The sequence below is a fragment of the Pseudanabaena sp. FACHB-1998 genome (assembly GCF_014696355.1).
Lineage (GTDB): Bacteria > Cyanobacteriota > Cyanobacteriia > Pseudanabaenales > Pseudanabaenaceae > Pseudanabaena.
Genome location: NZ_JACJQA010000008.1, coordinates 58,126 through 75,274 on the forward strand (window position 1 = coordinate 58,126; position 17,149 = coordinate 75,274).

Consider the following 17,149-nt stretch of genomic DNA (forward strand, 5'->3'; position numbering starts at 1 on the left):
TTTCCTAGCAAAAGAATAAATTTTATAAACTGAATAATTAGAGGTGTAGGGCAAAGCCCTACACCTCTAATTATTCGATAGGAAGGGAGTAAGGGAATTTGTCGCTCATGTAATTGGTTTGAGGAGTTATGTCAAAGGCTTTCAATAGTTCGCTCTCATGTCTGGCGATATTTTTCGCATTGTCTGGTTTATATGATGCGTCAGCAAACGCTGCACCTCAAACATCAGTAAATTTAAATCAAGATTTACCCACTAATCCATCTTCCCCAGAAACAACTTCCATAAGTAATCTGATCGATCGCCAAGAGTCCACAGTTAATCTTCAACAAAGTTTATCGTCGGGATCGTCAGCGATCACTACTATCGAAGTTGATAAATTAGCTGAGCCTACCGAAGTTTCGGCGGTTACTTCCGTCTCGCAATTGTCCGATGTTCGCCCGACTGACTGGGCTTTTACCGCATTGCAATCCCTAGTCGAGCGCTATGGCTGTATTGCAGGATATCCAGATAGTACTTTCCGTGGTGGCAAAGCCTTATCGCGCTATGAGTTTGCGGCCGGTTTAAATGCTTGCCTAGATAAAGTTAATGAGATTATTTCCGCAGGCTTAGCCGACAAAGTTTCCAAAGAGGATTTGGCAACTTTACAAAAATTGCAAGAAGAGTATGCAGCAGAGTTATCTACTTTGCGTGGTCGCATTGACTCCCTTGACAAAAAGGTTGCAACTCTTGAAGCGCAACAGTTTTCACCAACCACAAAACTCAGTGGTTTAGCTTTCTTCAACCTCACAGGTGCAACGGCTTCGGGTGATGTGACTGCCGAGCGCCTTAATGCAGGTAATATTTTGGCAACGCCCCCTCGTGGTGCAGGTGGTGTACCCAATCGAGTTGTTACTCAAAAGCCTAACGTTACGGCAAGTTACTATCTATTTCTAACTCTCACCACATCCTTCACGGGTAAAGATGCCTTAGTAACCCAATTAGTTACGGGTAATGGGAATTCTCCAGCTAACAACTTTGTTTCAGCAGGTTTTACGAATTCAACGGGAACTCCATTTCTTGAACAAACAGGTGTACCTGTTGCCAATCAGTTTAATATTCGTGAGTTATTTTATAGTTTCCCTGCTGCTAGCAATGTTAATGTGGCGATCGGTCCTCGGATTAACTTCTATCGTTACTTCGATCAAAATAGGTTCACTAACTTCTTAACTGGTGCAACTAGCTTTAACTCGAATGGCAGTACTCTATCCAATTCAGTTGATCGCGGGTCGGGTGCAGTTGTTGCTTGGACGATTAACCCTCAATTTAGGTTAACTGCGGCGTATTTAGGTGAGAACACAGAATTTTTAAGTGCTGCTAACCCCAACTTCAACACCTCCAGCAATCCCCAACAGGGCTTATTTGGCGGTACTAATACCTTGACGGCGGAATTAGTGTATTCACCAAGCCGTGATGCAAATATTCGCTTCTTGTATACTCGCTCTAACATTAAATCTAATGGCGATCGCATTGGTGGTGCAACTGCTGAGCCTTTACCCTATGGTATTGCTGATGATGGTCAAGGGGGTGGTATTAGCAACGCCACCGCAGATACCCTTATCTTGAACTTCGATTGGTTGATTTCTAAGAACTTCGGTGTTTTTGGTCGTTATTCCTATGGTAGTACCAAAATTTCTCCGCTAAATCCCGCAGTAGCTGGCGGTAGCATCAATGTAAATGCATTTCAGTTTGGTTTAGGCTTCCCAGATTTGTTTAAGGAAGGTGCTTTAGGTGTTCTTTCCTTTGTGGTTCCCTATAGCTATAGCAGTGGACGTAATTTCCTTGTTTCGGGCGGTGGTGATGGCGCAACTCAGTACGATCTGGAATTGTCTTATTACTATCCGATCACGAAAAATATTGCGATCGTCCCTGCATTCTATGCAATCTTCAATGCCAATAACTTTTCTACTAACCCAACTGTATTTGTGGGAAATCTCCGCACACAGTTTAGTTTCTAGTAAGTAGCTACGCAAAACTCAAATAAATAAAGGCGACGCTTTGCGTCGCCTTTATTTATTTGGATGGAGTGAGAGGGAAGGGCAAAGATGAACTAGTGCTAACATTTGAATGTAGCCCTTAAGCTTAGCTTCGGGGCTATTTAGCGATCCCCTACCGATGACTATGCAGGAACTCAACAGCACATCCCACAACCAATGGCAATTCTGGATCGATCGCGGAGGTACTTTTACGGATATTGTCGCTCAGCGTCCCGATGGGGAGATCGTGCTGCATAAATTGCTTTCTGAAAATCCCGATCGCTATACCGATGCGCCTATCCAAGGAATTCGCGATATTTTAGGACTTTCGCCCAATGCATCAATTCCCATTGAGCAGATAGCCGCAATTAAAATGGGAACTACCGTGGCGACTAATGCCTTGTTGGAACGAAAAGGCGATCGCACGGTTTTATTAATTACTCAAGGCTTTCGAGATGCCTTGAGGATTGGCTATCAGCATCGTCCGAATATTTTTGCCAGACATATTGTGTTACCTGAAATGCTCTATGAGCAAGTAATTGAAATAGAAGAACGTTATAGCGCTTATGGGGAAGTTCTAATTGCTTTAAATGAAGATGCAGCTATTAGAGAATTACAAAAAGTCTACGATTTAGGAATTAGAGCTTGCGCGATCGCCTTAATGCATAGTTATCGCTATCCGCACCATGAGAAAAGATTAGCCGAATTAGCGAAGCAAATTGGCTTTACGCAAATTTCTGTATCCCATGAAATTAGTTCGCTGATTAAATTTGTCAGCCGTGGCGATACAACGGTTGTTGATGCCTATCTATCACCAATTCTCAAACGCTATGTGGATCGCGTTAGTTCTGAACTTAATCAGACCTGCCCGCTTTACCCCTTTCCCGCAGGAGAAGGTAATCAGACTACGAAATTAATGTTCATGCAGTCTAATGGGGGCTTAACGGAAGCGAAAACTTTTCAAGGAAAAAACAGTATTCTTTCGGGACCAGCAGGGGGGATTGTGGGGGCTGTGCAGACCTGTCTACAAGCAGGTTTTGAGAAAATTATTAGCTTTGATATGGGCGGAACTTCCACGGATGTGGCGCATTATGCTGGGAGTTATGAGCGATCGCTATCTACGGAAGTTGCTGGTGTGAGGCTGAGTACACCAATGATGGCAATCCATACGGTGGCGGCAGGCGGCGGCTCATTACTATTTTTTGATGGAGCAAGGTATCGGGTAGGACCCGAATCAGCAGGCGCATTTCCCGGCCCAGCCTGTTATCGCAATGGCGGTAATCTCGCCGTAACGGATTGCAATGTGATGCTAGGGAAATTACAACCTGATTTCTTTCCAAAAGTATTTGGTAAAGATGGGAACTTACCCCTTGATCGCGTAGTTGTGGTTGAGAAGTTCACGGAATTAGCCCAAACCATTAGTCAAATCACAGGACAGCCTGTTTTGCCTGAAGTAGTCGCCAAAGGTTTCTTAGAAATTGCGGTCGAAAAAATGGCGATGGCAATCAAGAAAATATCCGTACAGCGTGGCTATGATGTCTCGGAATATGTACTCTGTTGTTTTGGCGGTGCGGGGGGGCAGCACGCCTGCGCGATCGCGGATGTGTTAGGGATGACGCAGGTATTTATCCATCCTTACGCAGGGGTGTTATCTGCCTATGGCATTGGTTTAGCTGATATTCGCACGATTCGCGATCGCTCGGTAGAATCAGAACTAAATTTAGAATTGCTTGCGGAACTCGAAACGATTGCGAAGAACCTCAGTGAAGAGGGCAAGACCGAGATTTTACAAGGTAATGAAGATGGTGATTTGCAGATTGAAACCAGTTTGCGATTGCGTTACACAGGCACAGATTCATCGCTAACGGTGATAATTTCCAATCCTCTCCAATTCTCTTCACAAGAAACGTTAGATTATTTGCGAACCAGTTTTACAACTTTGCATAAAGATCGCTATGGCTTTATCTTTGCAGATAAGTCTCTAATAGTGGAAGCGATCGCTGTGGAAATCATCATTTCCAGAAAAAAGGAGAAACTAAAAAGTAAAAAAGCTAACCACCAATCGTTAACAGCTGACATCCAAAAAGCCCAAGTTTACATGGCAGGTGCATGGCGCGAAACTCCTGTATTGCGGCGTGAGGATTTGCGCGTAGGCGATCGCATTGTGGGGGCAGCATTGATTATTGATGCGACGGGTACTAATGCGATCGAGCCGAATTGGGAAGCAGAACTGAATGAGGATGATTGTTTGATATTAAGGCGATCGCCTCAATATCAAACAGATGGGAGAGAAGATTCTCTTCAAGTCTCACTTATAAAGGGGGATTTAGACGGATCGCTTCCTGATCCTATTAAATTAGAAATCTTTAATAATCTTTTTCAATCCATTGCTGAGCAGATGGGATTTACGCTGCAAAATACAAGTGCGAGTGTGAATATCCGTGAGCGCTTGGACTTTTCCTGTGCAATTTTTAATCGCGAAGGTGAATTAGTTGCAAATGCGCCACATATTCCTGTTCATCTTGGCTCGATGGGTGAAAGTGTGAAGGCTTTAATTCGCGAAAAGGGAACTACGAATATCCATTTTGGTGATGTGTTTGCGACCAATAATCCCTATAACGGGGGAACACATTTACCTGATATTACGGTGATTACGCCTGTATTTATTGATTCAGCACAACCCATTTTTTATGTCGCTTCCCGAGGACATCATGCGGATATTGGCGGTATCACCCCCGGTTCAATGCCTTCTAATAGTACGAGCATCGAAGAAGAGGGAATTCTCTTTGATAATTTCCAGCTTGTAAAAAATGGAAAATTTTGTGAAGTGGAAGCCCTCGCTTTATTAACTTCTAGTTCATATCCAGCCCGTAATTCTACTCAAAATATTGCAGATTTACAAGCCCAGATCGCCGCCAATGAATGTGGTGCAAAGGAACTTCAGCGTATGGTAAATCATTATGGCGCGATAACAGTTCAAGCCTATATGGGCTTTGTGCGCGACAATGCTGAATCTGCAATTCGGAAAGCGATCGCAAATTTAGCAAAGGAAAAAGATGAACGTAAATTTGTTTATCCTATTGATAATGGCAGTCAAATAGTTGTTTCCGTCAGCTTAGATCCCATTGAGAGAACTGCAAAGATTGACTTTACGGGAACTTCGGCACAATTAGGGAATAACTTTAATGCGCCACTTGCCGTTTGTAAGGCGGTTGTGTTGTACGTGTTTCGTACTCTCGTTGATGATGATATCCCTCTCAACGGGGGATGTTTGGAACCTTTGGAAATTGTTGTTCCTGAAGGTTCGATGCTCAATCCTGTTTATCCTGCGGCAGTAGTGGCGGGAAACGTGGAGACCTCTCAGGCGATCGCTAATGCTTTGTATGGTGCGTTGGGTGTGATGGCAGCCTCACAGGGAACGATGAATAACTTTACCTTTGGTAGCGATCGCTATCAATACTACGAAACTATTTGCGGTGGATCGGGTGCGGGGATTGATTTTGATGGGACGGATGCAATTCAAACTCATATGACCAATTCGCGACTCACTGATCCCGAAATTCTGGAATGGCGCTTTCCTGTGCTTTTGGAAGAGTTCTCAATTAGGGCAAACAGTGGCGGCAAAGGCAAACACAGAGGCGGTAATGGTGTGACTAGACGAATCAAGTTTCTGGAACCAATGACTGCGGCAATTTTGTCAAGTAGTCGCGTTATTTCTCCTTTTGGATTAAATGGTGGTGAGGCAGGCGCAACGGGTCGAAATTATGTAGTAAGGAATGATGGCACAATTACCAATTTAATCAGTACTGCTACAGTCCAAATGGAATCTGGAGATACTTTTGTGATTGAAACTCCTGCTGGCGGAGGCTATGGATAGGGCATTGCACTGATTGGCAATTCGGTAAGACAGTGTTAATGTGTTGACCTTGAGGGTAGTGCATCACGGTGTCGCCTTCCCCTTGGTATGGATAATGCTGGATAAAAAAGGTAATTCAAACACTCGCGAACGCTGTGAATTGTGGAATCGCTTTCTGGAAATATTTGCAGACCGCAAAATCGACTTTTTGACCGCAGACCGAGAGTTTGTGGGTGAAGAATGGTTTGATTATTTGCTGTGTGACCCATATACCCCCTTTAGAATTCGTATTCGCAAAAATACCTTGCTTGACGATGGGGAAAAAGAACTACGGGCTGATGTTTGTTTTCAAGATCTCCAAGTTGGGGTATGTGGATTTCTCGCTGTCGAAGGGAGCAAAATTCTGGTTGGCGGTACTCACCGAAATTCACAACCGTGGGGTCAAAGATATTTTGATTGCTTGTGTCGATGGCTTGACTGGATTTCCTAATGCTATTGAAACTGTGTTTCCTAAAACTCAGGTGCAATTATGCATTGTCCACATGGTCAGAAATTCAGTCGCTTTTGTCCCTTGGCAACAACGCAAGCAAGTTTGTGCTGACCTCAAAGCAATTTATGCTGCTGCGACGGAATCAGAGGCGGAGTTTAACCTTGAGTTGTTTGCTGAAAAATGGGACAAGCAATATCCGTCGATTTCCAAGTCTTGGCGCAGTCATTGGGCGAATATTATCCCCTTCTTTGTTTTTCCTCCTGAGATTCGTAGAGCGATTTATACTACCAAGGCACTTGAGTCAATGAATAGCAGTTTGCGTAAGATTAAATCTCAACAGATTTTTCCCTCTGATGAGGCTGCTTTCAAGTTGGTTTATTTGGCGATGCGGAATATTTCTAAGAAATGGACAAGGCTCCATTCGTGATTGGAAGCCTGCTCTCAATCGCTTTGCTATCCTCTTTGAAGATCGTCTCCACATCTAGTTTCTAGACTTTACACATTTTCCTTGACAGTCTCAAAATAAGCGCTTTAATGAGCAACTTGCACGGCAGCGTATTGCTATGGAGCATGTTAATCGTCGTCTGAAAATTTTTAAGATTCTCTCTTTGCTTTATCGTAATTGCCGTCGTCGTTTTGGCTTACGTTGTAATTTGATTGCTGCTATTTATAACTTTGAAGTTGCTTGCTGCTAAGTCCTCTGTTTCTCCACCCTAATCTCAGTTCTGCAAGAGGTCTATTGAATATGCTCTTATGCTAATTTATATCTGAAAAACTTTCTTTCTTTTCTTTTATACTGTACCTCACTAGGCTGGAATTTGCTATATATCTAAAAATAAAGTTTTTTAGTAAAAAATTAGCCCTCCTAAAAAGTGTTGTATTGTCTACTTTTAGATTTGTTTTTTGGAATTAATTTTTACTAGTTAGGCAAAAACTCTGAACTTATATGGATATATTCAACTGGAAGCTCATTAAAAAGATAGTATCTCTAATTATTATTACTGGAGCATTATGGATAGGTGCAACATCCATCGTCCTAGCTGAAGATTCTACTCATTGGGGATATGGTGGCTCAGAAAACCCAACTCAATGGAGTAGCTTAAGTAAAAACTTTGCATTATGTGAGCTAGGTAAATCTCAATCTCCAATTAATATTACAAATTCCTATGTAATATCAGGCAATCAAGACCAAATCGAATTTAATTACCTTCCTTCTTCTTTAGAAATTATTAATAATGGTCATACCATTCAGGTTAATTACGACAAGGGTAGTAGTGTGACTATCAATGGTGAGAAATACGAATTAGTTCAATTCCATTTTCATACTCCCAGTGAACACAATATTAATAGTAAAGCCTATGCAATGGAATTACATTTAGTCCATCGGAACGCTTCGGGTACATTGGCAGTTGTGGGAGTAATGATCCAAAATGGTAGGGCTAATCCGCTTATTGCAGAGATTTGGGGAAATATCCCTGCTATAAAAACGACAAAGTTGGTTAGCGATCGCCAAATTAACGTTTCCGAACTTTTGCCTATGAGTAGAGCCTATTACAGTTATGATGGCTCACTCACTACGCCACCCTGTAGTGAGGGCGTAAAATGGAATGTCTTTGCAGAACCGATTACTATTTCAGAAGAACAAATTCAAGAATTTCAAAAGCTATATCAGGTAGATGCCAGACCAATTCAATCATCTAACTCAAGATTAATAAAATTACACTTGTAGTTTATAGTTGTTGCCATTCTTGACCAGAAACGAGTGGCGGCGCGAAGCGCCGCCACTCGTTTCTGGTTTTGTGTAAATAATTAGCTGGGTGCTGCTTTGCGCCGCACAGCTAATTATTTACTGGGAAGGGGGTAGGATTGCTACATAATCTTGCAAGTGTAAAGTAAAACAATGACCTCAAATCAGTGGGAATGGCAAAATGGTGTATTAACGTGCGAGTTATTAGCTGACTGGAAGCATGGTTTTTTTACACGATCGCACGCTCCTAAATTACCTAAAGATTTACATTTTAATCTTGCGGAATCAGGAAAAGCCTATCGAGCGAAGCAGGTACATGGTAATCGGTTAATTCATAGGAACGAAATTAACGATGCTCTAGATACATTACCTGAAGCTGATGGGGTATGGGCAACCCGTGACGATCAACACAATCATTCGGTGTGGGTCTGTACGGCTGATTGTGTACCAGTCTTAATCGGCGATCTCAAATCAGGCTCGGTCGCTGCAATCCATGCAGGTTGGCGGGGAACTGCGGCAGGCATCGTTACTAAAGCGATCACTACTTTATGCGAACAAGGGAGTGAGTTAATCGATTTACGAGTTGCGCTTGGACCCGCAATTTCTGGCAAGGTTTATCAAGTAACTCAAGATGTAGCTAATCAAGTAACCGCTACGGTCAAGCAACCAGTGGGGTTACATCCTGATGATCATCCTGAGAGGGTAAAGCTTGATTTACGCCAAGTACAATTGCAACAACTTCAGGAATTAGGAATACCTTTAGAAAATGTGGCGATCGCGCCTTACTGCACTCTGCAAAATGAGGAAATTTTCTTTTCCTATCGTCGATATTTTCTCAACAATCCTAATCCCCTCCCTAGAGCGCCTCAAGTGCAGTGGTCGGGCATTGCGATCGCTTAAAGTCTAAGCCCACCCAATAATTAGTAATGCGGCGCGAAGCGCCGCATTACTAATTATTGGGTTTTAATGTCTATTTTTATAATAGGAAAGGAGTAATACAAAAGCCCAAAATGGCATAGCCATTTTGGGCTTTTGTATTAGATCATTCTTTTGATCCTTCCGTTGAAGGGTTGTTATTCAGCAAGGCTTCCAGATCGGCAAATTCATCGATTTCATCTGACACTCTAGATTTTGCATCTTTTTCCCCCGTAGCTTTATTAGCCTTGTCAGCAATGTTTAATTCTTCAATTTTGGCAAGAAACTGATCGACCAGAGACTCCTGCACCAAATATTTCGCCCCCTCTTCGGAAGCGATCGCCTCTATATTTGGCTCAGTATTTGGCTCAGTGTTTAAGACATTAACCTGAGTCTCCATCGGTACTTCCATTGACTGAGGGATGCTATTTTCCAAATTATCTTCAGAGATCAAGACCTCTTCAGCGATTTCAGTGGCTTGTTCGGATATTGCTGCAATTTCAACAATTTCTTCCACTTCTTGATTACTACTTTCTTCCTCTTGGATTAATTCAGCAATTAGGATCTCTTCCGCAATTTCAGTGGCTTGCTCGGATATTGCTGATATCTCCATGATATCTTCAACCTCTTGATCTTCAAGCTTTTGGTCTTCAACCTGTTCATTTTGTGCCATTTCCGTTATCTCTTCACTAGGTTCTTCTAAATACTGTCTCAAGATATTTTCAACATAAAAATTAAAGGTAACTAATTCATCTAGCTCCTCATCAAAATCTGGAGAATATTCTTCTTCAGTTGGCTCATCTATAGATTCTTGAGTAAGCGCCACATCCTCATCTGCATCTGATTTAGACTCTTCGCCTGCATCAAAAACGTCAGAGATTATATCTGCGGTCTCTATAGAGGTTTCAGATATAATCTCCTCAACCTGTGATTCTTCGGCAAAACTATCAACTTCCGCTTTTTCTGGTTCTGTCGCCTCAGGATTAGTGGTATTCGCGCTAGCAGGTTTTACTGGCTTACCAAATCCATAATTTTTTTGAGCAAAACCTTTTTTGCGAGCTTTTTTAAGAAAATGTATAGCCTTACTATCAACTTTTGAGGTAGCGTCAACAACTGCTTCAGATAATTCTTGCTCATAAGAATCCGAAGATTCTACAACTTGATCAACTAAATCATTATCCACAACTAAAACATTTTCAGGTGCTACTGCATCTGGTTGTTCGGGTAAATCATTACTTAATTCTTCTGTAACTGAAAAGCTTTCAGAAACTTCTGGCGATTCGGTGAGTTCCGAACTTAGCAAGACTCCATCTTCTAACTGCTCGGCTGTGTCGGAGATGAATCCAGAAATATCTTCTTCAGCAATAATTTTTTCATTTACTAATCCTAACTCAGGATTTTCATTGATATCTGCCAAATCTATCTCTAGAGAATCGCTAGGGCTTTCAGTCTGAGGTACATCTAGACTGTTTTCTAGATCTGTTTCTAGAAATGCTTCATCATCGTGGCTATCACTAATGACTTCTTGAATATCTAGCTCAACTTGAAGTTCCGCTTCTAATTCTAAAGTTATATCAACCTCTACCTCTAAGTTAATATCTTCTGGAGGTTGAGCGATCGCTTCAGGCTCCTCTACAAATTCTTCGACCTCTACCTGAACATCTTGTAGTTCTGAACTTGTGATTTGTTCTTCAGACTCAGGCTCAAAGACATCTGCAATCGATTCACTGATAAATTCTTCAGGTTGATTATTACTGGTTTCTACAGCTTCATCACTAGAATCAATAATAATTGAATTTTCATTTAAATTTTCTTCGATAATCCCAGTAGATGCTTGCGATTCACTGATTAAATCTACAACTTCAACTTCAGGTTCGTGCCCAGATACTTGCGATTCACTGGTTAAATCTACATCTTTAACTTCAAGATCTGGTGAGGGTAGTTCTAATTCGCTGATTTCATCGTTATTTTCAGCTTCTATCTCTTGTGGATTTTCCAATACTTGAGAATCTTGAGAATCGGGAATTTCGATTAAACTTTCGATGGGTTGCTCAAGTGAATCTATTGATTCGTCTACAATTTCAAGATTACTTTGAATTTCCTCTACTACATTTTCGGATTCTTCAGGGTCTGAAATTTCAAGATCATTTTGGATTTCCTCTACTATATTTTCGGATTCGGATTCGTCAGGTGTTTCAGCTAAGAGGGTATCGTTTATTTCTTTTTGTCTATCAATTACTACAATTGCAGCCTCTGGCTCATCTTCAAAAAACTTTAATAGCTGGGGCGATCGCCAACCAATAGTTGTAAAACTATTTTTAATTTTTTCCACAGGAAATGGTTGCAGATTAGACAACTCAGACGCAGCCGTAAGCTTAATCCTTAAAGCCGAAACTCCCGATTGCAGCAAAATATTGCTCAATAAAAAACAAACCTCAGCCCATAGGATGCCAAATAATCTCAGCCCCGCGGGAAATGGCGCGATCGCTTGAGCGAGTGGTGCAGCAATATAGATTTTGCAAAAAATGGCACTCATTACCAAGGCGATCGCGATCGCCAACCATCCCGTAACATGCCATCCGTTGCGTTGCTGTTTAATCAGTGTTAATACCCGACGCTCATTTTCGCTTAAGTCTGCGGACGACTTAGCGATAAACCAAAGACTAAAGGGCGAAAATGGCTGTTGCCACTGGAGCCATGCACCTAAAGCGATCGCTGGAAATCCTAGCAACAAAATCTCTAACCAAGTAGGAAATACTGGATCACCAACTGCTAATCCCGCCATACTCCAAGCTAATAACCAAGGCACACCCGCAGTTAGCGCAATATTCCCCCAAATAAATGGATGATTGCTCACAAAGTTACTATCACTTAAAGCAAAGCCACTTAAGGACTGGGAATTAGGGGATTTCATATATAACACTCAGAAATAATTTATACATTTTTTAAATTTGAGAAGCACCACATAAATACCAGCAGATACTAGATACGTTTACGTTAAGGAGATACCTAATAAATCGACTTATCCCAAACCAGTAGTTAAGCGCGTCCAGAAACCTTCATAAATTTGAAGAACTTCAGGTTCTAGTTTGGTAATGCGCCCACTTTTGGAAATCATAGCTTCAGTTGGTTCTAAAGCGGAAATAGCTTTTAGATCTTCGGGGATCATTGATTTCGCTAGTTTATTAGTCGTGCCAAAGCTATTAGCATCACTAATTTTTGATGCAACTTCAGGCTTCATTACATAATTGATCCAAGCATGAGCGCCTTCAATATTTGAGGCTCCTCTGGGGATCGCCATTGTATCTGTCCAAATCGATGTCCCGCTATTTGGCAAAATATACTTGATATTAGGATCTTGTCTCGCTAAGCTAATCGCATCTCCCGAAAAAGCCATACACATCATCAGATCGCCAGAAGCCAAGGGATCGCGCCACGCATCCGTGGTGAAATTAGCGATCGCAGGCATAAGTTCTCTGAGTTTCTGAAAAGCCTGCTCAATTTTTTCTGGTTCTTTAGTATTATACGAACCACCTAACATATGGAGAGCCATCCCCATAACTTCACGGGGATCATTAACAAGGGTAATTCTGAGCTTGCTTTTATGCTCCCAGAGATAATTCCAATCCATCGGCTCGTCGCCGACGATCGATCTAACCGCCTTAACATTGTAGGCAAGCCCTGTTGTTCCCAAACTCACAGGAATACTAAATACAGCGCCACGATCATGGGGCAACTCTAAATAATTTTCAGATATATTTTTTAGATTTGGTAATAATTTTTTATTCAATGGGGCAAGTAATTTCAGGTCGCGCATCTGCGTCACCATGTAATCACTGGGATAAATAATGCTGTAGCCCGATCGCCCCCCCGAAGCCTCTAGCTTGGCTAGCATTACTTCATTAGAGTCGTAGGCATCACCCACTACTTTAATTCCCGTCTCTTTGGTAAAACCTTCTAAGACCTCTTGGTTATTAACGTAGGTCGCCCACCCATAAATATACAAAGTTTGTTTATCTTGAGTAACAGGACGAGTGACCTCTTCCTTCCCAGAATCTGCGCCTTGGGGATCTTTCTCAAAAATGCCACAGGCGGCGAGGGTGGATGCTCCCGCCAGAGCAGAGGTGGCATAGGCAGTCTGTCTAAGAAATTTACGCCGAGAGATACTCATAGATTATGTCGGTATTAGCTAGCAACCGCAGTTTTGGGTAGGGCAACGCAATCTTCAGGCATCCATGACACATATACCTGACTATCAAAGGGAGGAGTTTTTTCGCCTTGATGGTTAGAGCGCACAAGCATGACTCTGACGGGAGGGACATTCTCGCTAGCGTGCAGATCCACTACAAACTGAGAATGATCCCCTAAGTACAGCACGTTATTGAGAATGCCGCGATAGGTATTGTAAGGTTGGTTGGGATATTCAGTCGAAAGTTTAATCTTTTCAGGACGAACACTGACGACGGCTTCAGGGATCGGTAGCCAGTTTCGCGGTTTCGCCGCCACGATCGCTAAACCCGTGGATGAACGCAATTCGACAAAGGCTCCATCCTGTTCAATGACTCGACATTCAAATAAATTTGTCTCGCCAACAAAGTCTGCCACAAATGCCGAAGATGGGCGATCGTAAACTTCCGCAGGTGTGCCGATCTGCTCAATCTTGCCCTGATTCATGACTGCAATTCGAGAGGAAATCGCGAGCGCCTCTCCTTGGTCATGGGTAACCATGATGAAGGAAATCCCTAATTCATATTGCAAGTTAGATAGCTCTACCTGCATTTCTTTGCGGAGCTTAAAGTCAAGGGCAGCTAGAGGCTCATCTAGTAAAATTACCTTCGGACGATTTACAAGGGCGCGAGCAAGGGCTACCCGTTGTTGCTGACCACCTGAAATTTGATTAGGATAGCGATCGCTTAAGTGGTCGAGGCGGACTTGCTTAAGTGCATCCTTAACTCGTTGCTGAATTTCGGGCTTAGCGACTCCTTTGACTGACAATCCAAAGGCGACGTTATCAAAAATGGTCATGTGACCAAATAAGGCGTAGCTCTGGAAAACTGTATTGACAGGGCGTTGATAAGCGGGAATATAGGTCATCGGATTCCCTTGGATCAGCACTTCCCCTGCCGATGGCTCTTCAAACCCTGCAACTAGCCTGAGTAGAGTTGTTTTGCCACAACCTGAGGGTCCTAAAATACTGAAAAGTTCGCCTCGCTGGACTTGCAAATCGACACCTTGGACAACGGTATTCGCTCCAAACATTTTAAAGACTCGTTGGAGTTCAACATCGGGAACTACACCTGTTGAAGTGGCGAACTGCTTAGCAGTGATTGATTGTGCCATGTTGTAATGCTCAAACGTCTACTAATGATGATTTAGTAACAAGCTGCTATAGTCTCATAACTTTTACAACAGTTTACGCCCAAATCAAACAAAAATTGTTGCAAAAAGCTTTGTTAAATCTTTTTAAAATCAATGCTCTTCATAAAGATTTCGATTTTATACCAAATCACAAAAGTGTAGCAATACTTTTGTGATTTGGTATAAGCAGATAAGGGCGGCGCAAAGCGCCGCCCTTATCTGCTTAAGACTCTCGCGTTTTAGCACGTTGCAATTGATACACAAGCTGCAAACTTAAAGCTATGACAATGGCTATCTGTCCTACAAAAGCCAAGATAACATCGGCAGATTTAATGTTGGCAACCACGACCCAAGGCATTCCAAAAAATAGCCATAATCCTGCATAGCGATCGGGACTAATGGATAGGGTGAGCATGATTAAAACTGGTAGGAAGATTAAGGCAGAAATTGTACCCGTAGCCCAAGTAGAGGGATTGCGGGTTTTGAGAAAGACAATTAATTGAGTAATCAGGGAAATCAACAGCATTGAGAGCGTAAAGGAAGCTAAAACGATTAAAGCCTTGCCGCGAATTTCTGCGTTAGTCCATGAATTTAACCAAATCAAGATGGGTATATGGGTGAATAAAAGATTTAAGGCGATCGCGATCGGGGCGGGGCTTTTGTCTGACCAAATTAGATCTTGCAATACATAACCGAAACCTATGGGGCGCTCCTCTGTGGATAAAGCCCCAAACCTTACCCAGTCGAGCAAAGACTGTCTACTAGGGGTTAAAGAGGTAATCGTCATTAAAAACAAAAAGCCATTAGCGATGTAAAGCAACAGCACGATAATAAGTTGATAATCGGACGAACCAAACTCTTCGGCATTGATCCCTGTCTGCAAAGCAAACCCTAGCATGAGTAATTCTAGGTAAGTAGTTAAGACATAACTTTGTCTTTTGCTAACGATGGTCGCGGTGGGGTTATGAAATCGCCTAATTAATATGCGCCAAATACCAAAGCTCAAAATAGCAAGGTTACCGATAGTAAATAAATGTGAAGTCCAAATATTAGAGGTAATCGGTAAATACCACCACTCAAGCTTAATAGGGCTAATGCGCCCACCTACTAAAAATGAGCTAAAGCCACTCCAAGCTGTAAAAATATTCCACCACATGAAAGCTGGTGAAATCCAAACAAAGGTGAGAAACGCAAAGATTAAAGCGCCTGCTGATACCTGAGAGCCAAGTTTGGCTTGCCAACCACTTAGCAGAGCCAATAGCAAAGCAGTACTGTATATCAGAAAAGCAGTACCTATTAAGAGAATGTAAAAGCTCAGTAAAAAAGAGATCGGCACAGTAGCCCCGATCGCCGCCGTAAAGTGATAAGGAATTACTAGAGCAATACCGATATAGGCAAGAAGTGGCACTCCCATAATCTTGCCCATCAACACATTGATACTCGATCGCGGACTAATTCTAATGAAATTTAAAGTGCCTTTGTAGTCTTCGATAGAAAGATCAGCGATCAAGCTATAAACACCTGCCAAAAAAACAATAAATGGTTCAGCCCATGTCAAAATCCGAAACTGTTCGAGCCACCAATCATTCCACGAAGACGCACAGCCAAAGCCTCTAGTCTGAACATAGCATTCGGTGCTAGGGATACGTTGGCTATAGAACAATAGCAATAAGATTTGAAACAACAGAGACAAGCCAATGGCGACCATGAGATTTCGCAATTTTAATTTGCCACGAATCTCGCGTAGCAACTGAGGATTCCAGTTACCAATCTGATCAAGCCAAGATGTCATTGTTGAAGGTTTAGGTGATGATCTATGCATAATGTATCCTATGCGAACTAGGCATAATCAATAGCAAAAATTTCTAAATACATATTCACTATGGAACAAGAGTCAAGTGACAAGAGCCCTGATAGTCTTAATAGTCCCGACCAAGTAAAATCATCTAATACAAATGATCCAGCAAATGATCAAGAGGCTTTAGATGAAACCTTAGAGGTTAAGCATCACAAAATTCGGTATGGGTTACTAGCGATATTAGTTGGTAGTGGTTTATTAGTTTTTGGGCGATCGCTTATAGATGGCAATATAGGCAAGCCAACACCATTTAATTTCCCTGCCCAAATTGATTTTGCCCCACAATCCATGAAGATTTCTGAAGCAAAACCACCTCAACCAATTATTGATGAAAAAGAATTTTTTGGTCGATCAAAGTATCTATTTGGCGAAAGATATAGCTATTTGATAGATAACACCCCAATAGATATTGAATTACGTTATTTAGTCGGTACTGAAGGCGATTTAGTACCATTTGTAAAAGAGCTGGGAAACATTGATATTAATGATGAGCAATTGCGTACTCAAAGCGTACGCAAAGACCCTATTGGCTTTCATGTGATCCTCTCAAGTCAAAATCGAGCCTATTTGACTTCCTGCATTAATCCACGCGGTATTTCAACGGTTACTAGGGAGCAATTTGATGACAATGGTAGTGAGCAAGCCATTGATAAAGATGTAGTTATTGGTTGGCTACTGGGACAAAAGGAGCTACGCGATCGCCGTTGTTTATGGACTTTGATTTCTACACCAATTTCATCGGAAAGCGATCGCGAAGCCGCTAATCAAAAGTTAGAGAAAATTTGGATTTCATGGTATGAATGGTGGAAACCTCGTTTCCCAGCACTATAAAAAATTTAGCAAGTGCATATTTTTAATTATGCTTACTTGATACCCAATAATTAGCTGTGCGGCGCTTCGCGCCGCACAGCTA

The 17,149-nt window shown here is 42.1% G+C and carries 10 protein-coding genes and 2 pseudogenes; 8 read left to right on the plus strand and 4 right to left on the minus strand.

All coding sequences use genetic code 11. The annotated features are described in order from the left end of the window. Nucleotides 1-128 precede the first annotated feature (128 nt). The 7 genes and pseudogenes from H6F42_RS04065 to pgeF all read left to right on the plus strand — a co-directional run bounded on the left by H6F42_RS04065 (nt 129) and on the right by pgeF (nt 9,005). Complete coding sequence (locus H6F42_RS04065; RefSeq protein ID WP_190398083.1) at nt 129-1,994, plus strand: iron uptake porin; 1,866 nt, start codon at nt 129-131, stop codon at nt 1,992-1,994. 157 nt (nt 1,995-2,151) lie between these two features. Then, nucleotides 2,152-5,889, plus strand: coding sequence for a hydantoinase B/oxoprolinase family protein (locus tag H6F42_RS04070; RefSeq protein ID WP_206755000.1), 3,738 nt, complete (start codon nt 2,152-2,154; stop codon nt 5,887-5,889). A gap of 94 nt (nt 5,890-5,983) precedes the next feature. Then, nucleotides 5,984-6,358 carry a hypothetical protein gene (locus H6F42_RS04075; RefSeq protein ID WP_190398084.1) on the plus strand — a complete coding sequence of 125 codons (375 nt, stop codon included), beginning with the start codon at nt 5,984-5,986 and terminating at the stop codon, nt 6,356-6,358. Next, nucleotides 6,249-6,843 (plus strand): annotated as a pseudogene (locus tag H6F42_RS04080) (IS256 family transposase); the annotation flags it as partial. The gene H6F42_RS04075 and the pseudogene H6F42_RS04080, both read left to right, overlap by 110 nt. A gap of 36 nt (nt 6,844-6,879) precedes the next feature. Continuing rightward, nucleotides 6,880-7,053: pseudogene (locus H6F42_RS04085) on the plus strand (IS5/IS1182 family transposase); the annotation flags it as partial. 251 nt (nt 7,054-7,304) lie between these two features. Continuing rightward, entirely contained in the window at nt 7,305-8,087 is a 783-nt protein-coding gene (locus tag H6F42_RS04090; RefSeq protein WP_190398086.1) for a carbonic anhydrase family protein, read from the plus strand. 171 nt (nt 8,088-8,258) lie between these two features. Beyond that, the gene (pgeF, locus tag H6F42_RS04095) at nt 8,259-9,005 is read left to right on the plus strand and encodes a peptidoglycan editing factor PgeF (protein ID WP_190398087.1); all 747 of its coding nucleotides are present in this window, start codon (nt 8,259-8,261) and stop codon (nt 9,003-9,005) included. A gap of 142 nt (nt 9,006-9,147) precedes the next feature. On the opposite strand, the gene H6F42_RS04100 is transcribed toward pgeF, so the two are convergent. The 4 genes from H6F42_RS04100 to H6F42_RS04115 all read right to left on the minus strand — a co-directional run bounded on the left by H6F42_RS04100 (nt 9,148) and on the right by H6F42_RS04115 (nt 16,200). Beyond that, nucleotides 9,148-11,934, minus strand: coding sequence for a low-complexity tail membrane protein (locus H6F42_RS04100; RefSeq protein ID WP_190398088.1), 2,787 nt, complete (start codon nt 11,932-11,934; stop codon nt 9,148-9,150). 108 nt (nt 11,935-12,042) lie between these two features. After that, complete coding sequence (locus tag H6F42_RS04105; protein ID WP_190398089.1) at nt 12,043-13,191, minus strand: spermidine/putrescine ABC transporter substrate-binding protein; 1,149 nt, start codon at nt 13,189-13,191, stop codon at nt 12,043-12,045. 14 nt (nt 13,192-13,205) lie between these two features. Continuing rightward, on the minus strand, nt 13,206-14,360 hold the full coding sequence (locus H6F42_RS04110) for an ABC transporter ATP-binding protein (protein WP_190398090.1): 1,155 nt from the start codon (nt 14,358-14,360) through the stop codon (nt 13,206-13,208). 241 nt (nt 14,361-14,601) lie between these two features. Further along, entirely contained in the window at nt 14,602-16,200 is a 1,599-nt protein-coding gene (locus H6F42_RS04115; RefSeq protein WP_190398091.1) for a hypothetical protein, read from the minus strand. A 60-nt stretch (nt 16,201-16,260) separates the two neighbouring features. Between H6F42_RS04115 and H6F42_RS04120 the strand changes: the two genes are divergently transcribed. After that, nucleotides 16,261-17,067, plus strand: a complete 807-nt coding sequence (locus H6F42_RS04120; RefSeq protein ID WP_190398092.1) for a cyanoexosortase A system-associated protein — start codon at nt 16,261-16,263, stop codon at nt 17,065-17,067. Nucleotides 17,068-17,149 lie beyond the last annotated feature (82 nt).